Raw genomic sequence first — 20,821 nt, forward strand, 5'->3', positions numbered from 1 at the left:
CGAGACCGGTCGGATTGCGGAGGAGGTGCGCCCATGGGCTGGCACAACGGCCCACCCTCCTGGGCGGAAATGGAGCGCGTCCTCTCCGGACGTCCCGACCCGACCGCACAGCGACCCGCCATCGACGGCGACGGCGGCGACAGCCCCGCCTGGTCCCGCAAACGCGAGAAGTACCAGGCCGGTGACCTCACCCCGGCCGCGTCCGCGGTGCCGTACGCCGAACTGCACACCCACTCCGCCTACAGCTTTCTCGACGGGGCCAGCCAGCCGGAGGAACTCGTCGAAGAGGCCGTGCGACTCGGCCTGGAAGCCCTCGCCCTCACCGACCACGACGGGTTCTACGGCGTCGTCCGCTTCGCCGAGGCCGCCCGCGAATGGGGCATGCCGACCATCTTCGGCGCGGAACTGTCCATCGGCACCGCCGCTCGGGCCGGTGCGCACCTGGCCCCGCGCGGCGGCGTCAACCAGACCGCTCGCGGTCGCCGCCGCGGTCGCGAACCCGAAGCGGCGCTGCAGGATTCGGAGCCGCGCAACGGCTCACCCGACCCCGCCGGACCGCACCTGCTGATCCTGGCGCGCGGGCAGGAGGGCTACCGCCGCCTGTCCCGGGAAATGGCCGCCGCCCACATGGCGGCGGGGGAGAAGGGCATCCTGCGCTACGACCTCGACCGGCTCACCGAGGCGGCGGGCGGACACTGGCACGTACTCACCGGATGCCGGAAAGGGACTGTGCGGCAGGCACTTCAGCACGGCGACGCCGCCGCCGAGACGGCCCTGCACGAGCTGATCGAACGCTTCGGCGCCGAGCATGTGAGCGTGGAGCTCACCCACCACGGCATCCCCGAGGACGACGAACGCAATGCCCGGCTCCTCGCCCTCGCCGACCGGGTCGGACTGCCCGTGATCGCCACCACCGGAGCGCATTTCGCGGCCCCGCCGCAGCGGCGGCGGGCCATGGCACTCGCCGCCATCCGCGCCCGCTCCAGCCTCGACGACATGGCCGGGTGGCTGGCGCCCACCGGCGGCGCGCACCTGCGCTCCGGCGACGAGATGGCGCGACTGTTCGCGGCCAGTCCGCACGCGGTGGCCAATGCCGTTCGGCTGGGCCGGGAATGCGCCTTCGACCTGCGACTGATCGCACCGAAACTGCCGCCCTTCGACGTCCCCGCCGGACACGACGAGAACTCGTGGCTGCGCGCGCTCACCCTCGAGGGCGCGGCCCGCCGCTACGGTCCGCCCGCCGGGAACCCGGACGCCTACCGGCAGCTCGAACACGAACTGGCGGTGATCGCCACCCTCGGCTTCCCGGGCTACTTCCTGGTCGTGCACGACATCGTCAGCTTCTGCCGGAACAACGACATCCTTTGTCAGGGAAGGGGTTCGGCGGCCAACTCGGCCGTCTGCTACGCCATCGGCATCACCAATGTGGATCCGGTCGCCAACAAGCTGCTGTTCGAACGCTTCCTGTCACCGGAACGCGACGGGCCGCCCGATATCGACGTCGACATCGAATCGGATCGGCGCGAGGAGGCGATCCAGCACGTCTACGCCAAATACGGGCGCGAATACGCGGCGCAGGTCGCCAATGTCATCACCTATCGCGGCCGGTCCGCGGTGCGCGATGCCGCACGCGCCCTGGGGTTCTCGACCGGACAGCAGGACGCCTGGAGCAAACAGGTGAGCCGCTGGACCGGAGTGGCGAAGGAGGAGCACACCGAGATCCCGGCGGACGTGCTCGCGCTGGCCGGTGAATTGGAGGGCCTGCCAAGGCATCTCGGCATCCACTCCGGCGGCATGGTGATCTGCGATCGGCCCATCGCCGACGTGTGCCCGACGGAATGGGCGCGGATGGCGAATCGCAGTGTGCTGCAATGGGACAAGGACGACTGCGCCAGCGCGGGCCTGGTGAAATTCGATCTGCTCGGGCTCGGCATGCTCTCCGCCCTGCACTACATGATCGACCTGGTCGCCGAGCACAAGGGCGAGACCGTCGAACTGCACCGCCTCGATCTGACCGAACCCGCTGTCTACGACATGCTCTGCCGCGCGGACTCGGTCGGCGTCTTCCAGGTGGAGTCGCGCGCCCAGATGGCGACCCTGCCGCGCCTGAAACCCCGCACCTTCTACGACCTGGTGGTCGAGGTCGCGCTGATCCGGCCCGGACCCATCCAGGGCGGCTCGGTGCATCCCTACATCCGGCGGCGCAACGGTAGGGAGAAGGTCGTCTACGACCATGCGGCGCTGGAGAATTCGCTCGAGCGCACGCTCGGCATCCCGCTGTTCCAGGAGCAGCTCATGCAGATGGCCGTCGACATCGCCGGATTCAGCGCCGCCGAAGCCGATCAGCTGCGCCGGGCCATGGGCTCCAAACGCTCACCGGAGAAGATGGAACGCCTGCGCGAACGCTTCTACCAGGGCATGCGGGAACTGCACGGCATCACCGGCGAGATCGCCGACCGCATCTACGAGAAGGTGTGCGCCTTCGCGAATTTCGGCTTCCCGGAAAGCCATTCGCAGAGTTTCGCCTCGCTGGTGTTCTATTCGTCGTGGTTCAAACTGCATCATCCGGCGGCCTTCTGCGCGGGACTGCTGCGCGCCCAGCCGATGGGCTTCTACTCACCGCAATCCCTGGTCGCGGACGCCCGGCGGCACGGGGTGGCGGTGCACGGACCCGACATCAACCACAGCCTGGCCGAGGCGACCCTGGAGGCGAAGGGGCTCGAGATCCGGCTGGGCCTGGCCTCGGTCCGCCAGATCGGCACCGACCTGGCCGAGCAGATCGTCGACGCCCGCCTGGCCACCGGCCCCTACACCTCGTTCCTCGATCTCACCGGGCGGGTGGAACTGACTGTGGCGCAAGCGGAATCGCTGGCCACCGCGGGCGCGCTCGGCAGCCTCGGCGACACCCGGCGCGCGGCACTGTGGGCGGCGGGCGCGGCCGCCGGGGAACGCCACGACCGGCTGCCCGGCACCGGCGCGGTGACCGCCGCCCCCGCCCTGCCCGGCATGAGCGCCCTGGAACTGGCCGCCGCCGACGTCTGGGCCACCGGCGTCTCACCCGGCAGCTACCCCACCGAATTCCTGCGCGAACGCCTCGACGCCCTGGGCGTCGTCCCCGCCGCCGCCCTGCTCGGCATCCGCGACGGCACCCGAGTCCTGGTGGGCGGTGCGGTGACCCACCGTCAGCGCCCCGCCACCGCGGGCGGCGTCACCTTCCTCAACCTGGAAGACGAGACCGGCATGGTCAATGTGGTCTGCACGGTCGGCCTCTGGGCCCGCTACCGCCGCCTCGTCCAGGTGGCCCCCGCCCTGCTCATCCGCGGCCGCCTCCAGAACGCCGAGGGTGCGGTGACCATCGTCGCCGACCACGTCCAACGCCTCGACCTCCGCATCGAAGCGCGCTCCCGTGACTTCCGCTGAACCGCCTGCCGGAGAATGCGGGTATGCCCACCGTCGTCCGAGCGATCATCAAGCCCAACAGCAAGAAGGGCCCGCTCGTCGAGCCCCTCGACGACGGCACCCTGCAGCTCTACGTCCGCGCCCCCGCGGTCGAGGGCAAGGCCAACAAGGCCGCCTGCGAACTCCTCGCCGACCACTTCGGTGTCGCGAAATCCGCGGTGCGCCTCACCGCCGGTGCGACCTCCCGCTTCAAACGCTTCGAGATCGACAGCTGACTACACCGCGCCCGGGAAGCCCATTTGCCGCCAGGCCTCGTACACGGCTACGGCGGCGGCGTTGGAGAGGTTCATGGAGCGACGGCCGGGGAGCATGGGGATGCGCAGGCGGTCGGTGATGTGGGGGTCGGTGAGGACTTCTTCGGGGAGGCCGGTGGGTTCGGGGCCGAAGAGCAGGACGTCGCCGGGGCGGTAGGTGACGTCCGTGTTGTGGGTGGTGGCCGCGGCGGTGAAGGCGAACACGCGGTCGGGCTGGATGACATCCCAAGCGGCGGAAAGGCTTCGGTGGACGGTGACGACCGCCAGATCGTGGTAGTCCAGTCCGGCGCGGCGCAGCTTGGGCTCGGATAGGTCGAAGCCGAGGGGTTCGATCAGGTGTAGCTCGCAGCCGGTGCCCGCCGCCAGGCGGATGGCATTGCCGGTATTGGGCGGAATGCGCGGTTCGAAGAACATCAGCTTGAGCACGGTGCGAATGTACCGGCAGGGGGAGCGGCCGCCGCACGCCCATCGGTAGCTAACTAGTTACTGATGGGATTTGAGGCAATCCAGCGGAAATCCGAAGTATACGTAACCGTAAGTAACAATGACCAGTATGGAAGGCGATAAACAGCGCAAATGCTCCAGATCTGGCTAGACCCAGGAGTGACCATGCTCAATAACGCGAAGCTGATTGTCGTAGCCACTGGATTGCCTGCCCTCGTAGCGGTCGGTTGCTCGAGTGCCGGTGCCAAGGAGTTCAGCGACACCGCCTCGACCTCCCCGGTCACCACCTCGCCCATCGTCGACGGCAGCGACGATCCCGGCGAAAGCAATGGCGCGGTACGCATTCCACTCGGTGAGACCCGCAGGGTGACCCTGCCCGCCGACGCCGTCCTCGACATCAAGGTCGTGCAGGGTGGCGACTGGAGCGCGCTGCGCTGCACCGCCCTGCTCGGCGCGGGGCAACCGCTCGACCTGCTGCCTCCGCCGCCCGACGCGCAACCGGAGCAGGCGGCACACGGCGCGACCTGGGTGCCGCTGTGGACCGTCGCCGTCGCACCCGGTGCCGTCACCGTCGGCTGCACCGAACCGACCAGCAGAACACCCGGTGCGACAACGGATTTCATCCGAGTCGTGCCACGAGGCCTGCCCGCACCGCGATGAGCGGCCACCCGCACCGCGCAGACGGCACGGCCGTATCGCGGAGTGGGTCCGGCCGTACCGCATCGAGCCCGCGTCGGGGCGCGGAGACCCGGCTTCCCGTGGCGACGCGGCCGCGGGAAGCCGGGTGCGCGGGGGCCCGTTAAGCTCGACGCGTGAGTCCAGCCCATGCCGCGCCCGACAGCCGCAGCGGCCACCAGCTCGCGAAGCCGGGTCGCGGCGAATTCCTCCGCGACAATCTGCCCATCCTGCTGGTCGCCGTCGTGCTCATCGTCGCGGTGGTGTTCCTGGCCGCCGACCGCTGGCGGCGCGGAACCTTCTTCTTCGGCGGCGCCACCCTGCTGGCGGCCGCGCTGCGCCTGCTGCTGCCGACCGATCGGGTCGGCGTGCTGGCGGTGCGCAGCAAAGGTTTCGACGTGGCCTGGCTGACCGTGCTGGGCGGCGCGATCATCGTGCTGGCCGCCACCATCAGCAGTCTCGGCGTCACTTAGACGGAAGTCATGCGGCGTCCCAGTTCACGGCGCAGTACCTCCTGGTCGGGCAGGCGGTGTAGAACGCGGAGGATTGCCGGGCGAAGTTCGCGCTGCTCCTCATCGGAGAGCAGGGCGACGAGATCGCGAAGATCCATGTCATCGAATGCTGCCGTCATGTCGAATACATTACGGGTCGGACGCGCTTCGCACACGGATCGGGGGCTGACGGTTACGGAGGTGTCATGTTCCCGAAACCGACAGTGTGTCAGGACAATTGGTATGAAACAGACCGGAAATCTGGCGTAACCGGCGGCGACGCCGCCGGTATTTCACAGCACCTTTTTACGAATGTCTTACGCGACCCGCGCGCGCCAGCTCCATCGTCTCCAGCACCAGCTTGCCGACCGCGTCGAACTCCGTGAGGAAACCGTCGTGGCCGTCCCGCGAGCGGATGATCTCGAGCCCCTTGGAACCCGGCAGCAGATCGGCCAGCTCCTGCTGCGTGCGCAGCGGGTAGAGCCGATCGGAATCCACGCCGCCGATCACACACGGCACCGGCGTACCCGACAGCGCCGCCACCACGCCGCCGCGACCGCGACCCACGTCGTGCCGGTTCATGGCCTCGGTCAGCAGCACGTAGGTGGCCGGATCGAAGCGGGCCACCAGCTTGTCGGACTGGTACTCCAGGTAGCTCTGCACCGCGTAACGCCCACCCGTCCAAGGGTTCTCGTCACCCTGCGCGTGGTTCTCGAAACGGTGGTCGAGTTCGGACTCGGTGCGGTAGGTCAGATGCGCGATGCGCCGGGCGATCCCCATCCCGGTCATCGGCGAGCGGCCGGTGCCGTGATAGTTGCCGCCCTGCCAGTCCGGATCGGCCTTGATGGCCGCCATCTGGGTGGTCTGGGTGCCGATCTGATCGGCGGTGGCGCGTGCGCCGACCGCCAGCACCAGTGCGGCGCCGACGCGTTCCGGCTGCCCGACCATCCACTCCAGCACCCGCATGCCGCCCATCGAGCCGCCGAGCACGGCGGCCAGGCGCTCGATGCCGAGCAGATCGAACAGCTTGCGTTCGGCGGTCACCTGATCCCGGATGGAGATCTCGGGAAACCTTGCGCCCCAGGGCTTTCCGTCCGGAGCCAGGGACGCCGGACCGGTACTGCCCTTGCAGCCGCCCAGCACGTTGGTCGCGATGACACACCATTCACCGGTGTCCACCGGCGCACCCGCGCCGACGATGCCGTCCCACCAGCCGGCCGCGCTGTGGTGCACGTCGGCCGGACCGATCACATGCGAGTCGCCGGTCAGCGCGTGCTCGACGAGCACCACGTTGTCGGCGTTCGCGGAGAGTTCGCCCCACCGTTGCACGGCCAGGGTCACATCGGGGAGGACACTGCCGTTCTCGAGTTCGACATCCCCGATGGCAATGCTCGCGAGCGTCCCGTCCGGCGGCGGAAGCAGAAGTTCCGCCGCCGGACGAGAGGTGCTCGATTCGATATTCACGGTCAACTTGCCGCCGCCGTCAGTCCCGCGCGCAGATCCGCCAGGATGTCGCCGATGCCCTCGATACCCACCGCCAGACGCACCAGACCAGGGGTGACGCCGGAAGCCAGCTGCTCGGCCGGAGTCAGCTGGGAGTGGGTGGTGGAGGCCGGATGAATCACGAGCGAACGCACATCACCGATGTTAGCGACATGGCTGTGCAGCACCAGCGCCTCGACGAACTTCTTGCCCGCGTCGATGCCACCGGCCAGTTCGAAGGACACGATCGCGCCGACACCCTTGGGAGCCAGTTGTTTGCCACGCTCGAACCAGGGGGAGTCCGGCAGGCCCGCGTAGTACACCTTGGTGACCTCGGCCCGCGCACTGAGGAATTCGGCCACCGCCTGCGCGTTGGCCACGTGCCGCTCCACCCGCAGGCTCAGCGTCTCGATGCCCTGCGCGATGAGGAACGCGTTGAACGGCGATACCGCCGCACCCAGGTCGCGCAGCAACTGCACGCGCGCCTTGAGCGCGAACGCCGGAGCGCCCAGATCCGCGAACACCGCGCCGTGGTAGCTCGGGTCCGGCGTGGTGAAGCCCGGGAAACGCGATTCCCCGGCCGCGTTCTGCACGGTCCAGTCGAAATTGCCGCCGTCGACGATCACGCCCGCGACCGCCGTGCCGTGCCCACCCAGGTACTTGGTGGCCGAGTGCACGACGATGTCGGCGCCCAGTTTCAGCGGCTGGATCAGGTACGGGGTGGCGACCGTGTTGTCCACGATCAGCGGGATGCCCGCGGCGTGCGCGACACCGGAGATGCCCGGGATGTCGAGCACCGAGCTGCTCGGGTTGGCGATGGTCTCGCCGTAGAAAGCCTTGGTATTGGGCTGAATTGCCGCCTGCCACTGCGCCAGGTCGTCGGGGTCCTCGACGAAGCTGACCTGGATGCCCAGCTTGGGCAGCGAGTAGTGCAGCAGGTTGTAGGTGCCGCCGTACAGGTGCGGGCTGGCCACGATGTGGTCGCCGGCCTGGGCCAGGTTCAGGATCGCGTAGGTCTCCGCCGCCTGCCCGGAGGCCAGCAACAGCGCCGCGACACCGCCCTCGAGGGCAGCCACGCGCTGCTCCACCGCGTCCTGGGTGGGGTTCATGATGCGGGTGTAGATATTGCCCGGCTCGGCGAGACCGAACAGCGCGGCGGCGTGGTCGGTGTCGCGGAAGGCGTACGAGGTGGTCTGGTAGATCGGCAGGGCCCGGGCCCCGGTGGCGGTGTCAGCGGACTGGCCGGCGTGAATCTGCTTGGTCTCGAAGGACCAGTCGGCCGGGTCGATGCTGCCGTCGGGGGCGATCGCGGGCGCGGTCGAGTCACTCATGTGCTTCTCCAGGAAAACAAGGTCGCCGAATGGCGGAAGTCTGACGTTATCGGAAGGCGTATGGGCTTCGACAACAACACATTTCGGTAGACCTCCTACTTGCGCTTGCGTTCGGCCTTCGAACGCCCGGTCCTCACCCGGAGCACCCCACCGCAGCTGGAGGGTTGCCGATCAGCGAGCCGGGGCTTGACGCTGATGCTCTTGACCTGTGGCGAGATTCTAACGGTCGGTCGCTACCAGACTGGCAGTGGGGCTTGCCACAGTCGGAACCGCGCAGGTGCGCACGAATTCCCGAAAGGCCGCCAGCACATTGTCAGCCAACGCCTGCGCCGAGGAGGCGCTGCCGCAGTCGGGAAACTCGGAGTCCGAATCGAATTCGCATTCCATGCCCATTCGGACGATGCCGTGCCAGGTGGCGGCCACCACTCGCACCGGCAACGCGTCCGGATGGCTGTTCATCCGCTCGGCGAGCACGTTGGTCAGGGCGCGGGTCTTGGTGTCCGCGGATTCCAGGCTCTGGGCGCGCACCGTCGGGTTGTCGCGGGTGATGCGCTGCATTTGCTGGAACCACTGGAACGGCACCGGATTGTCGCCCTGGATCAGGCCTTCCGCGACCACCATGAAGGCGTCGAGCAGGGCCTGCAGTTCGTTGCCGGTGATCGGCTGGGCGCGCAGCTCCCGGGCCAGCGCCAGGCCCCAGTCCTCGATGGGGGCGATGACGATCGCCTCCTTGTTGTCGAAGTACCGGTTCACGGTGCGCGGGGAGACATCGGCCGCGTCGGCGATCTGCTCGACGGTGGTGGCGTCGAAGCCTTGCTGGTCACACAGCTGCAGCGCCACCTCGATGATGCGGGTGCGGGTTTGCTGCTTCTTGCGTTCACGCAGGCCCAGAGCGTTCATGTCCCCATGTTAGATGGCATATGTCGGATTGTGTCCCAGTATGACAACTGTCGCACCGCGACATTTTTCTCTTGACGCCAATTGTCGCATGGGGTCAGGATGGTTCAGTGCCCCGGACCGCCCCTGAGGAGACGACATGACCGCTCCGGCAACGACCCTCGATTCACACCAAACAGCAAGTAAGCCAACGGATTCCAGGCGCTGGTGGGCCCTCGGCGTGATCGCCATGGCCCAGCTCATGGTGGTCCTGGACGCCACCATCGTCACCATCGCGCTGCCGTTCGCGCAGCACGACCTGAACATCAGCGACAGCAACAAGCAGTGGGTGCTGACCGCGTACACCTTGATCTTCGGCGGCCTGCTGCTGCTCGGCGGCCGACTGGCCGACTACCTGGGCCGGCGCCGCATCCTGATGATCGGCCTGGTCGGCTTCGCGGGGGCGTCGGCGCTGGCGGGTCTGGCGCAGAACGGCGCCGAACTCTTCGCGGGCCGCGGCCTGCAGGGCGCGTTCGGTGCGCTGCTCGCACCCGCCGCCCTGTCCCTGGTGTCGGTGACCTTCACCGAGGCCAAGGAGCGCGCCCGGGCCTTCGGCGTCTTCGCCGGTGTCTCCGCGGGCGGTGCGGCCATCGGCCTGATCGCCGGTGGCGCGCTCACCGAATACGCCAACTGGCGCTGGTCGCTGCTGGTCAACACACCGGTGGCGCTGCTGGCCCTGATCGGCGCGTTCGCCTTCGTGGTCAAGGATGTGCCGCTGCCGCGCACCGGCGGTTACGACCTGCCGGGTGCGGTCACGGTGACCCTGGGCCTGGTCTCGATCGTCTACGGCTTCAGCAAGGCCGCCGACGACGGCTGGACCTCCGGCACCACGCTGGGCCTGCTCGTCGCGGGTGTCGCGCTGCTGGCCGCGTTCATCGCCATCGAGCGTCGGACCGCGAATCCGCTACTGCCGCTTCGTATTCCGGGTGAGCTCAACCGTGGTGGCTCCTACCTGGTGGCGCTGCTGGTGCCGATCGCCATGTTCGCCATGTTCCTGAACCTGAGCTTCTACCTGCAGATCACCCAGGGCTACTCGGCGCTGAAGGCCGGCCTGGCGTTCCTGCCGTTCCCCGCGGGCATCATGGTCTCGGCCGGTGTCGCCTCGGCGCTGCTGCCCCGGATCGGCCCGCGGCCGCTGATGCTGGTCGGTTCGGTGCTGGGCGCGGCGGGTCTGCTCTACCTGGCGCAGCTGGAGTACGGCGACAGCTACGCGAGCAGCCTGCTGCCCGCGATCCTGCTGATCGCCCTCGGCATGGGCGGCCTGTTCGTCTCGATGCAGACCACCGCGCTGCACCAGGTGGACGAGAAGGATTCGGGTGTCGCCAGCGCGCTGCTGAACGCCGCGCAGCAGGTGGGTGGTTCCATCGGCACCGCGCTGCTGACCACCATCTCGGTGCAGGCGGCCTCGCGCTACGCCCGCAACAACGCGACCGTCGACCACGTGATGCAGCGGGCCGCGATCCACAGCTACGACGTCGCCTTCTACCTGGGTGCGGGTTTCTTCCTGCTCTGCATCCCGATCGTGGCGTTCATGGTGCGGGACAAGCCGCAGAATCTGATCGAGGGCGATGCGCACGTCCACGTGGGCGTCTGACCGGCGAAGATATACGAACCCGCGCGTCGCAGCCCCTTGCTGCGGCGCGCGGGTTTTCGCATGCTGGAGGGGTGTGGAAAATCACCCGGAATGCTACTTACCGGTAACCGACGGGGAATCCCGCACAGCGGGGGCTGCCCGCGCGGTGAGATCCATAGCAGCAGTACGCTTGTCTTGCTTGGCGCCACCAGTGCGCGGACTTGGTACCACAGGGCCCGCGACAAACGCCAGGCGTATACGTTGTCTGTTGAACAGCTGGGGTCCGCTACAAGCGGTGCTCACCGGCCGTGCAATGGGAGCACCCCCTTCCTAGGAGGACACGAAGATCCATGTCCAAGATCAAGGTTGAAGGCACCGTCGTCGAACTCGACGGCGACGAGATGACCCGGATCATCTGGCAGTTCATCAAGGACAAGCTGGTCAATCCGTATCTCGACGTGAACCTCGAGTACTACGACCTCGGGATCGAGTACCGCGACAAGACCGATGATCAGGTCACCATCGACGCGGCCAACGCCATCAAGAAGCACGGCGTGGGCGTGAAGTGCGCGACGATCACCCCGGACGAGGCGCGAGTCGAGGAATTCGGTCTCAAGAAGATGTGGCGGTCGCCGAACGGCACCATCCGCAACATCCTCGGCGGCACCATCTTCCGCGCCCCGATCATCATCTCCAACGTCCCGCGGCTGGTGCCGGGCTGGACCAAGCCGATCATCATCGGCCGTCACGCCTTCGGCGACCAGTACCGTGCCACCGATTTCAAGGTGCACCAGGCGGGCACGGTCACCCTGACCTTCACCCCCGAGGACGGCTCCGAGCCGATCCAGCACGAGGTGGTGCGCATGCCCGAGGAGGGCGGCGTGGTCATGGGTATGTACAACTTCCAGGAGTCCATCCGGGACTTCGCGCGGGCCTCGCTGAATTACGGCCTGCAGCAGAACTACCCGGTGTACATGTCGACCAAGAACACCATCCTGAAGGCCTATGACGGCATGTTCAAGGACACCTTCCAGGACATCTACGAGACCGAGTTCAAGGACGAGTTCGACGCGGCCGGGCTCACCTACGAGCACCGCCTCATCGACGACATGGTCGCCTCCGCGCTCAAGTGGGAGGGCGGCTACGTCTGGGCCTGCAAGAACTACGACGGCGACGTGCAGTCCGACACCGTGGCGCAGGGTTTCGGCTCGCTGGGTCTGATGACCTCCGTGCTGCTCACCCCGGACGGCCGCACCTGTGAGGCGGAGGCGGCGCACGGCACCGTGACCCGTCACTACCGTCAGCACCAGCAGGGCAAGCCCACCTCCACCAACCCGATCGCCTCGATCTTCGCGTGGACGCGTGGACTGGCGCATCGCGGCAAGCTGGACAACACCCCCGAGGTGATCGGCTTCGCGCAGACCCTCGAGGACGTGGTCATCCAGACGGTCGAGAGCGGCCAGATGACCAAGGATCTCGCACTGCTGGTCGGCGGCGACCAGGGCTACCTGACCACCGAGGAATTCCTCGGCGTGCTGGATGCCAACCTGGCACGAGAGCTGCGCTGAGCGCCGAGACCATCTCGCCGAACACATTCCGGGCACCTGCCCTCACCGAATCCGGTGAGTGGGCGGGTGCCCGAACTGTTTTCCGGGCCGGTTGAAGCTTTCACGTTCGAGCGGATGTGGTGGGCCCGGGGATCCGCGACGGTGGTGAATGCGATCACTGCCGGGTCGGCGGGGGAGCGGGAACCCTTGGGCGGCAGCGGTTTCGGTCGCGGGTCGCGGTGGGCTCTCGGCCGGGGTGAGTCAGATCACCGCGTGTGGGGGTATCGGGGATGTTCGCTGCGGTGTTGCGATTGGCCGTGGCCGAATCTGTCTCCGAGTCCTTAGCGACCACCAGCCCCGCCTCCTCCGCGTCCGAACCGCGGAGCACCTGGCATATCCCGGCGATGCTGGCGCTGGCGCTGGGCGGATTCGGGATCGGCACCACCGAGTTCGTGACCATGGGCCTGCTGCCGGATATCGCGCGGTCCATGCACGTCTCGGAACCTACTGCGGGGCATGCTGTTTCGGCGTACGCGCTGGGCGTCGTGGTGGGTGCGCCGGTGATCGCGGCGCTGTGCGCGCGGATGGCGCGCAAGCGGCTGCTGATCGTGTTGATGGCGGCGTTCGCGCTGGGCAACGCGGCCAGCGTGGTGGCTCCGACATTCGCGACGTTGACGGTGGCCCGGTTCGCGTCGGGTCTGCCGCACGGCGCGTACTTCGGGGTGGCGTCGCTGGCGGCGGCGTCGCTGGCGCCGGTGGGTCAGCGGGCGAAAGCGGTTGCGGCGGTTATGCTGGGTTTGAGCGCCGCCAATGTTGTCGGCGTTCCCGCAGCCACCTGGCTGGGCCAGAATCTGGGCTGGCGGGACGCCTACGTGGTGGTCGCGATTCTCGGAGTGGCCACGGTGGCCGCCATCTATCGTTTCGTGCCGGAATTGCACGGCATCAAACTCACCGATCCCCGTACCGAATTGAGTGCGCTGCGTCGTTCGCAGGTGCTGCTGACGCTCGTGGTGGGCGCGGTCGGTTTCGGCGGGATGTTCGCTGTCTACACCTACATCACCACCACCCTCACCGATGTGGCCGGACTGCCCAGTGGTCTGGTTCCGGTGGTGCTCATGCTCTTCGGGCTGGGCATGGTGGCGGGCAATATCTTCGGCGGCGTGCTGGCCGACCGCGGCGTGGATCGGGCGATCTTCGTCTCGATGCTCTCGATGGTGGTCATTCTCGCGGCTTTCGTTGCGGCGGCGCACAATCCGTACACCGCGGCGTTCGGGGCCTTCCTGGTGGGCGCGTCGGGTGCGTCGCTGGCCCCGGCCCTGCAGACGCGTCTGATGGATGTCGCCCATGACGCCCAAACCCTCGCTGCCGCACTCAATCACGCGGCGTTGAACATCGCGAACGCGGCGGGTGCGTTCCTGGGTGGTCTGGTGATCGCGCACGGGCTCGGCTATACGGCTCCGGCGGTGGTGGGCGCGGGGTTGGCAGTGGTCGGCACACTGATGTTCGCTGGAACTGTGCTGGTGGCGCGTTCTTCGCGTTCCCAGTAGTCGTGGGTGCCGCGTTGACGTTGTCGAAACGCAATCGCAGCGCGCCGTAAACAAGACATCAGGGATGAAAGACTCACAGCGATCATTGAGCTGAATTCACAGCGAACAGGGTTAATCTCGTCGAGTTGTCGGCCGAAACGAGCGCTCGATCGACCGGATATCGCTTGCTATGAAAGGAATCTCACTCATGCGTGCTATTCGAACCGCTGTGCTCGCGGCCGGTTTGCTGGCCGGTCTGGCAGTGCCCGTATTGGCCATGCCCGCGGTCGCTTCCGCCGATCCGATCAGCTGCGACTCCGACCTCAACGCCTGTGCCACCGCCTGTCAGCAGACCATCGGGAACCCCAAGATCCGTCTGAACGACTGCGTCATGACCGACGCCGGCTGGACCTGCGACGCCTGCCTGTACGACTCGGAGTAGTCCTCCGATCATGACGTGGGCCGGCGGACGCTCGGGGTGATCGCCGCCGGCCCGCAATCCGGGCGCGAACATACACGGCTGTATGTAAGTGTAAGATTCCCGGCATGACCAGCTCCTCTCTCTCGAAACCGCCGCGCCGCACCCAGGAGCAGCGCAGCAGCGAGACGCGGACGCGACTGCTGGATGCCACCATCGAATGCCTCGTCGAGTACGGGTACGCGGGTACCACTACGCCGCGAGTGGCCGAGCGGGCCGGGGTAACCAGGGGTGCGCAGGTGCACCACTTCGGATCCAAGACCGACCTGGTGGTGGCCGCGATCAGCCATCTGGCGCAGCGCCGCACCGAGGCGGCCATGAAGGAGATCGGCAGGCTGCGAACGGGAGTCGATCCGATCGGCGCGACCCTCGAAGCCATGTGGGATCTGCATCAGGGCCCGCTGTTCATCGCGGCCATCGAATTGTGGGTGGCCAGCCGCACCGATCGGGTGCTGGCCGTCGAGATGGAGAAGGTCGAGCCGTTCGTCAACAACGCGGTGTTGCTGGCGGTCGCGCAGCTGGTGCCGAATGAGTTGGACCGCAAGAACGTTCGCGATTTCGCCTATACCGCCATGGACACGCTGCGCGGCATCCTGGTCACCAACTTCATCTCTCCCGATCCGGAGCGGTCGCATCGCCGGTGGCTGCGGGCGGCGGAGCAGTTGCGTGCGGCCGCCGAGGCCCGGATACCCGAGTTCCGGGTCGTCGACCAGTAGCTGACAGTCCTCTTCCGGGGCCTTCATCGCAGTGTGCGGTGGGGGCCTTCGTCGTGTTCGGTGCACGTGCTGACCGCATCATCTGTATGTCACGTTGTACGAACTTCACCAGGTGATCTTGTGCGCGATGCTGAGAATCCGGCTGACCTCTTGCCTGTTTACATACAGCTTTGTATGTTTGTTTCTGTTCCCAATGTGAGGAGTTCGATGACGAACAAGGTGTATGTCGTCGGCGTCGGCATGACGAAGTTCGAGAAGCCGGGCCGCCGCAAGAACGAGGACGGCAGTGACTGGGACTACCCGGACATGGCCCGGGAGTCCGGCACCAAGGCGCTCGCGGACGCGGGAATCGACTACCGCGAGGTCGAGCAGGCCTACGTCGGATACGTCTACGGTGAATCCACCTCCGGCCAGCGCGCCGTCTACGAGCTGGGCATGACCGGCATCCCGGTCCTCAACGTCAACAACAACTGCTCCACCGGCTCGACCGCGCTCTACCTCGCGGCGCAGGCGATTCGGGGCGGGCTGGCGAACTGCACGCTGGCGCTGGGCTTCGAGAAGATGCAGCCGGGCTCGCTCGGCTCCACCTGGAACGATCGTGAGCAGCCGATGGGCCGCCACATCATGGCCCTGGCCGAGATCTCCGAGGTGCTGTTCCCGGTGGCCCCGTGGATGTTCGGCGCGGCCGGCCGCGAGCACATGAAGAAGTACGGCACCACCGCCGAGCACTTCGCCAAGATCGGGTACAAGAACCACAAGCATTCGGTGAACAACCCGTATTCGCAGTTCCAGGACGAGTATTCGCTCGACGACATCCTGGGCTCGCGGATGATCTACGACCCGCTGACCAAGCTGCAGTGCTCGCCGACCTCCGACGGTTCCGGCGCGGTCATCCTGGCCAGCGAGGAGTTCGTGGACCGCCACGACCTGTCGCGGCAGGCGGTGGAGATCGTCGGGCAGGCCATGACCACCGACTACGGCTCCACCTTCGACGGCAGCGCCAAGAACCTCATCGGCTACGACATGAATGTGCAAGCCGCCCAGCAGGTTTACGCGCAGGCGGGTCTCGCCATCGAGGACTTCCAGGTCATCGAGCTGCACGACTGCTTCTCCGCCAACGAGCTGCTCACCTACGAGGCGCTCGGGCTGGCCAAGGAGGGCGAGGCCGGTCACCTGATCGACGCGGGCGCGACCACCTACGGCGGCAAGTGGGTCGTCAATCCTTCCGGTGGGCTCATCTCCAAGGGACACCCTTTGGGCGCAACGGGTTTGGCGCAGTGCAGTGAGCTCACCTGGCAGCTGCGCGGCACCGCCGACAAGCGGCAGGTGGACAACGTCACCGCCGCCCTGCAGCACAACATCGGACTCGGCGGCGCGGCCGTCGTCACCGCCTACCAGCGCGCCGAGCGCTAGAACTCGACGAGGAGCGAAACATCATGGGACACATCGAAGCCAGCAAGGAACTCAACGCCAGCCCCGAGGGCCTGTGGGCCGTCGTCTCGGATCCGCAGACCTGGGACAAGTGGTTCTCCATCCACGAGCGCTGGATGGAGGAGCCGCCCGCCGTGCTCGCTCCGGGCGCGAAGCTGACCGCGAAGATCCTCATGCTGGGCATGGCCAACAAGATCGACTGGGTCGTCGAGAGCGTCGACTCCCCGAGCCGCCTGGTGCTCAGCGGCACCGGCATGGCGGGCGTGAAGGTGCAGTTCGCGTTCGACATCACCCCCGAGGGCAGCGGCAGCAAGTTCTCCGTCTCCGGTGATTTCGAGGGTGCGCTGATCAAGGGCGCGCTGGGCAAGGCGGTCGAGAAGGATGGCCTCACTCAGCTGGACAAGACTCTCACCGCGCTCGACGCGCTCGCCACGGCGGCCTGATATGGCTTCGACGACAGTCGAATTCGACGAGTCGGGGCTGGGTACCTGGTCGGACGACGAGACGTTCGAGGTCACGCGGGAGCGGATCGCCGAATACGCCGCGGCCACCAACGATCCCATCCCGGCTCATCTCAAAGGTGATGTGGCGCCGCCGGTCTTCGCCATCGTGCCGGTGTTCGAGGCCATGATGATGCCCGTCATCGACGTGGCCCCGATGAACATCTTCGGCCGGGTGGTGCACGGGGAGCAGGACTTCCACTTCCACCGGCCGATCAGGCCGGGTGACAAGCTGGTGTCGCGGGCCAAGGCCATCGGGTTCGAGGGCAAGGACAACGGGTCCACCATCACCATCCTCATCGAATGTCGTTCGGAGGACGGTGAACTGGTCAACGAGCAGTACATGACCGCGTTCTTCCGCAATATCGACGTGGGCCGTCAGGTCGGTGACGCCGCTCCGGCGCACCGGTTCGATCCGGCGCTGGCCGAGCAGCCGCCGCTGGCGTCGGCCACCGCGCACGTGGATGCCGATCAGACCTACCGGTACTCCCCGGCCTCCGGCGATCCGGTGCCGCTGCACCTGGACGAGCAGGTGGCCAAGGACGCCGGGCTGCCGGGCATCATCGCGCACGGTCTGTGCACCATGGCCATGTCCTCCTGGGGTGTGCTCAACGAGGTGGCGGGGTCGGATGTGGCTCGGCTGCGACGGTTCTCGGTGCGCTTCTCGAAGATGGTGTTCCCGAACGACGATCTGACCACCCAGATCTGGCGGGCCGGGAGCGCGAACGGGGTCACCACCTACGCCTTCCGCACCGTGCGCGGCGACGACACCGTCCTGAGCGACGGCCTCGCCGAAATCGCCGACTGATCAAGAACTTAGGAGACATTCATGGGCGCACTCGAAGGACGGGTTGCCATCATCACCGGTGCCGGGCGCGGTATCGGGCGTGAGCACGCGCTGCTGTTCGCCCGGGAGGGCGCGGCGGTGGTCGTCAACGACCTCGGCGGCAGCAATGCCGGTGAGGGCACCGACGCCGGTCCGGCCCAGGAGGTGGTGGACGAGATCACCGCCGCAGGGGGGCGGGCGATCGCCAACACCGACAACGTGGCCGACTGGCAGGGCGCGAAAGCCCTGGTGGATCAGGCGATTTCGGAGTTCGGCCGCCTCGACGTGGTGGTCAACAACGCGGGCATCCTGCGGGACGCCTTCATCGCGGGCATGGACGAGTCGCAGTGGGATTCGGTGCTCGCCGTGCACCTCAAGGGGCACGCGGCGGTGCTGCGGCATGCCGCCGGGTATTGGAAACAACAGTCCAAGGCCGGTAATCAGCCGACGGCCGCGGTGATCAACACGGCGTCGGCGTCGGGTACCACGGTGCCCAATGCCGGGCAGGGCAACTACGGTGCGGCCAAAGCCGCGATCGCCGCCTTGACGCTGGTCGCCGCCGACGAACTGGCCCGCTACGGCGTGCGGGTGAACGCCATCGCCCCGATCGCCCGCACCCGCCTGACCCTGGCCACGCCGGGGATGGGCGAGATGATGGCCGCCGAGGCCGCGGTGCTGGAGGAGGGCGAGTTCGACGCCTTCAGTCCGGCCAATATCTCCCCGGTGGTGGCGTATCTGGCCACCGAGAAGTGCCCGATCACCGGCAAGGTGTTCGCGGTGCAGGGTGGCGCGATCTCCGAGCTGGCGGGCTGGCACGACGTGAAGACCATCGAGACCGAGGGACCCTGGCAGATCGACGATATCGCCGGGCGACTGCCGTAATCAGGAAGGCGGACAACGATGTTCGAATGGTCCGAGACCGATGAGCTGATCCGCGGCGCGGTGCGCGGGTTCATCGACAAGGAGATCCGTCCGCACCTGGACGCGCTCGACAGCGGCGAGATGCTGCCGTACCCGATCATCCGGAAGCTGTTCAGCGAGTTCGGGATCGACGCCCTGGGTGAGGAGTCGATCACGAAGTTGCTGGCCAAGCAGCGCAAGCGCGAGGAAGCGCTCGCCGCCGGAGAACCGCTGCCGGAGAAGAAGGCGCGCTCCGGTGACGGTGACCCGTTCTCCGGGCAGGAATCGCTGATGGCGGTGCTGGTCAGCGAACTGTCCGGGGTGTGCATGGGCCTGGTCAGCGCGATGGGCGTGAGCATCGGTCTCGGGGCGACCACCATCCTCTCGCGCGGCACGCTGGCGCAGAAACAACGTTGGCTGCCCGACATCGTGACCATGAAAAAGGTTGCGGCATGGGCGATCACGGAGCCGGATTCCGGTTCCGACGCGTTCGGCGGCATGAAGACGTATGTCCGCCGCGACGGTGACGACTACCTGCTCAACGGGCAGAAGACCTTCATCACCAACGGCCCCTACGCCGACACCGTCGTCGTCTACGCCAAGCTCGACGAGGGCGACGGTGCGGCCAAGCGCGACCGCAAGGTGCTGACCTTCGTGCTCGACAAGGGCATGGAGGGTTTCACCCAGGGCAAGCCGTTCAAGAAGATGGGCCTGCACGCCTCACCCACCGGCGAATTGTTCTTCGACAACGTGCGATTGGGCAAGGACCGGTTGCTCGGTGAGACCGAGGAGCACAAGGGTGGCGACGGACGAGAAAGCGCCCGTTCGAGTTTCACAGCCGAGCGCATCGGCGTCGCTTTCATGGCGCTGGGCATCGTCAACGAATGTCACCGCGTCTGTGTGGATTACGCCAAGACCCGCAAGCTGTGGGGCCAGGAGATCGGCCGCTTCCAGTTGATCCAGCTCAAGCTGGCGAAGATGGAGGTGGCGCGAATCAACGTGCAGAACATGGTGTTCATGGCGCTGGAACGCTCCAAGGCCGGCAAGCCGCCGTCCCTGGCGGAGGCGTCGGCCATGAAGCTGTACTGCTCCGAGGTCGCCACCGAGGTGGCGATGGATGCCATCCAGCTCTTCGGCGGCAACGGTTACATGTCGGAGTACCACGTGGAACAGCTGGCCCGCGACGCCAAGTCGCTGATGATCTACGCCGGTTCGAACGAGATCCAGGTGACTCACGTCGCCAAGGGTCTGCTCGCGTAGTGCGCGTCCGGAGCCGCCCGTCGTGCGCCGCCGGGCGGCTCCGCTTTGCTCGAAACAAGTTGGTGCGCAACTCTTCTCAGGAGTGTGGCGATATGCCCTCCGATCACAGTGCGGTGAACGGTGTAGTAATCGAGGAACGGGTGGCGAGCTACGCGGGTGTGCGCACCCGTGAACTCTCGGTGCCCGGCAACGGAATTCCGGTCGTGCTGCTGCACGGCTACGCAGACAGCGCCGACACCTGGCGCGGGGTGCTGGCCCGGCTCGGGGCGGCCGGCCGTCGGGCGGTGGCGGTCGACCTGCCCGGATTCGGTGTGGCCGAGGATCGTCGGTCCGGGCCGCTGACTCCGCAGTTCGACGCGTTCGCCGACGCGCTCATCGCCGCACACGGTCCGGTTGTGCTGGTGGGCAATTCGCTGGGCGCGGCGACTTCGGTGCGGGCGGCGGCCCGGCATCACGACGGCCGGGTGGCCGCAGTGGTGGCACTCGACGAGCCCTTGCTGGCGCGGCACCGGATGGCCCGGGTGGTGCGGTGGAGCGCTTACACGCGGCTGTTCGCCGTGATCGCGATGCTGCCGATACCCGCGGCGGCGGTCCGCTGGGCGGTGCGCCGCGCGGTCGCTGCCTTCGTCTACGGGCCGGGTGTGGCGCCCGACCCGCAATTCCTGGCCAGCGCCGTGCGCTCGGTGCCCGATATGGCGGGCGTCGCCGCGCGCGGCCGGGACGCGGTGCGCTACGCCCGCGAAAACCCGGACGGGCACGGAGATCTCAGCATCGACTGCCCCGTACTGGTGGTGCACGGCGCGAAGGATCGCATCATCCCGGTGGCCGCGAGCCGCGAGCTGCACGCCCTGCTGCCGGGCAGTGAGCTGGTGGTGTTGCCACAGGCCGGCCATTGCCCGCAACTGGACTATCCGGTGGAGACCGCCGAGCTGGTGCGCGGTCTCCTGGCCCGGGTGGAGGGCACGGCCCGCGCGGGTTGAGCGGAATCGGCC

Annotated in this window: 20 protein-coding genes and 1 riboswitch; of the genes, 15 read left to right on the plus strand and 5 right to left on the minus strand. The window is 67.4% G+C overall.

The window, feature by feature from the left end:
* Positions 1-33 precede the first annotated feature (33 nt).
* Together OG300_RS37635 and OG300_RS37640 are read left to right on the plus strand one after the other, a co-directional pair.
* Positions 34-3,420 (plus strand): error-prone DNA polymerase, encoded by a 3,387-nt coding sequence (locus OG300_RS37635; RefSeq protein ID WP_405489436.1) that lies wholly within the window; start codon positions 34-36, stop codon positions 3,418-3,420.
* Positions 3,421-3,443: 23 nt separating this feature from the next.
* Entirely contained in the window at positions 3,444-3,674 is a 231-nt protein-coding gene (locus tag OG300_RS37640) for a DUF167 domain-containing protein (RefSeq protein WP_405489438.1), read from the plus strand.
* Here the strand turns inward: OG300_RS37640 and OG300_RS37645 are convergent, their stop codons facing one another.
* Positions 3,675-4,127 carry a tRNA (cytidine(34)-2'-O)-methyltransferase gene (locus OG300_RS37645; RefSeq protein ID WP_405498824.1) on the minus strand — a complete coding sequence of 151 codons (453 nt, stop codon included), beginning with the start codon at positions 4,125-4,127 and terminating at the stop codon, positions 3,675-3,677. It abuts the gene before it with no gap.
* Between the two features lie 195 nt (positions 4,128-4,322).
* Here OG300_RS37645 and OG300_RS37650 point away from each other — a divergent pair, with 195 nt between their 5' ends.
* Positions 4,323-4,817: a hypothetical protein gene (locus tag OG300_RS37650; RefSeq protein WP_405489440.1), complete on the plus strand. Its 495-nt coding sequence runs from the start codon at positions 4,323-4,325 to the stop codon at positions 4,815-4,817.
* A 236-nt stretch (positions 4,818-5,053) separates the two neighbouring features.
* A complete protein-coding gene (locus OG300_RS37655; protein ID WP_405498825.1) occupies positions 5,054-5,305 on the plus strand; it encodes a DUF3017 domain-containing protein in 252 nt (83 codons plus the stop codon).
* On the opposite strand, the gene OG300_RS37660 is transcribed toward OG300_RS37655, so the two are convergent.
* The 4 genes from OG300_RS37660 to OG300_RS37675 all read right to left on the minus strand — a co-directional run bounded on the left by OG300_RS37660 (position 5,302) and on the right by OG300_RS37675 (position 9,036).
* On the minus strand, positions 5,302-5,463 hold the full coding sequence (locus tag OG300_RS37660) for a hypothetical protein (protein ID WP_405489442.1): 162 nt from the start codon (positions 5,461-5,463) through the stop codon (positions 5,302-5,304). The genes OG300_RS37655 and OG300_RS37660 overlap by 4 nt on opposite strands.
* 166 nt (positions 5,464-5,629) lie before the next feature.
* The gene (locus tag OG300_RS37665) at positions 5,630-6,793 is read right to left on the minus strand and encodes a homoserine O-acetyltransferase (protein WP_405489444.1); all 1,164 of its coding nucleotides are present in this window, start codon (positions 6,791-6,793) and stop codon (positions 5,630-5,632) included.
* Positions 6,790-8,136: a bifunctional o-acetylhomoserine/o-acetylserine sulfhydrylase gene (locus OG300_RS37670; RefSeq protein WP_405489446.1), complete on the minus strand. Its 1,347-nt coding sequence runs from the start codon at positions 8,134-8,136 to the stop codon at positions 6,790-6,792. The genes OG300_RS37665 and OG300_RS37670 overlap by 4 nt, the downstream gene beginning before the upstream one ends.
* A 96-nt stretch (positions 8,137-8,232) precedes the next feature.
* Positions 8,233-8,343: riboswitch (SAM riboswitch) on the minus strand.
* 12 nt (positions 8,344-8,355) lie between these two features.
* Entirely contained in the window at positions 8,356-9,036 is a 681-nt protein-coding gene (locus OG300_RS37675) for a TetR/AcrR family transcriptional regulator (protein ID WP_405489448.1), read from the minus strand.
* Positions 9,037-9,172: 136 nt separating this feature from the next.
* On the opposite strand from OG300_RS37675, the gene OG300_RS37680 reads away from it, so the two are divergent.
* The 11 genes from OG300_RS37680 to OG300_RS37730 all read left to right on the plus strand — a co-directional run bounded on the left by OG300_RS37680 (position 9,173) and on the right by OG300_RS37730 (position 20,809).
* Complete coding sequence (locus OG300_RS37680; protein ID WP_405489450.1) at positions 9,173-10,666, plus strand: MFS transporter; 1,494 nt, start codon at positions 9,173-9,175, stop codon at positions 10,664-10,666.
* Positions 10,667-10,995: 329 nt separating this feature from the next.
* Positions 10,996-12,213: an NADP-dependent isocitrate dehydrogenase gene (locus OG300_RS37685; RefSeq protein ID WP_405489452.1), complete on the plus strand. Its 1,218-nt coding sequence runs from the start codon at positions 10,996-10,998 to the stop codon at positions 12,211-12,213.
* Between the two features lie 269 nt (positions 12,214-12,482).
* A complete protein-coding gene (locus OG300_RS37690; RefSeq protein WP_405489454.1) occupies positions 12,483-13,739 on the plus strand; it encodes an MFS transporter in 1,257 nt (418 codons plus the stop codon).
* Between the two features lie 187 nt (positions 13,740-13,926).
* On the plus strand, positions 13,927-14,160 hold the full coding sequence (locus tag OG300_RS37695; RefSeq protein WP_405489456.1) for a hypothetical protein: 234 nt from the start codon (positions 13,927-13,929) through the stop codon (positions 14,158-14,160).
* Between the two features lie 104 nt (positions 14,161-14,264).
* Positions 14,265-14,912 carry a TetR/AcrR family transcriptional regulator gene (locus tag OG300_RS37700; RefSeq protein WP_405489458.1) on the plus strand — a complete coding sequence of 216 codons (648 nt, stop codon included), beginning with the start codon at positions 14,265-14,267 and terminating at the stop codon, positions 14,910-14,912.
* Positions 14,913-15,119: 207 nt separating this feature from the next.
* A complete protein-coding gene (locus OG300_RS37705; protein WP_405489460.1) occupies positions 15,120-16,325 on the plus strand; it encodes a lipid-transfer protein in 1,206 nt (401 codons plus the stop codon).
* 23 nt (positions 16,326-16,348) lie between these two features.
* On the plus strand, positions 16,349-16,786 hold the full coding sequence (locus OG300_RS37710; RefSeq protein ID WP_405489462.1) for an SRPBCC family protein: 438 nt from the start codon (positions 16,349-16,351) through the stop codon (positions 16,784-16,786).
* Between the two features lies 1 nt (position 16,787).
* Entirely contained in the window at positions 16,788-17,651 is an 864-nt protein-coding gene (locus OG300_RS37715) for a MaoC/PaaZ C-terminal domain-containing protein (protein ID WP_405489464.1), read from the plus strand.
* Positions 17,652-17,672: 21 nt separating this feature from the next.
* Complete coding sequence (locus OG300_RS37720) at positions 17,673-18,551, plus strand: SDR family oxidoreductase (RefSeq protein ID WP_405489466.1); 879 nt, start codon at positions 17,673-17,675, stop codon at positions 18,549-18,551.
* Positions 18,552-18,569: 18 nt separating this feature from the next.
* A complete protein-coding gene (locus OG300_RS37725) occupies positions 18,570-19,829 on the plus strand; it encodes an acyl-CoA dehydrogenase family protein (RefSeq protein WP_405489468.1) in 1,260 nt (419 codons plus the stop codon).
* A 92-nt stretch (positions 19,830-19,921) separates the two neighbouring features.
* Positions 19,922-20,809 carry an alpha/beta fold hydrolase gene (locus tag OG300_RS37730; RefSeq protein WP_405489470.1) on the plus strand — a complete coding sequence of 296 codons (888 nt, stop codon included), beginning with the start codon at positions 19,922-19,924 and terminating at the stop codon, positions 20,807-20,809.
* Positions 20,810-20,821: the final 12 nt, after the last annotated feature.

It is taken from the genome of Nocardia sp. NBC_00511 (genome assembly GCF_045161165.1).
In the GTDB taxonomy this organism is placed as follows: Bacteria; Actinomycetota; Actinomycetes; order Mycobacteriales; family Mycobacteriaceae; genus Nocardia.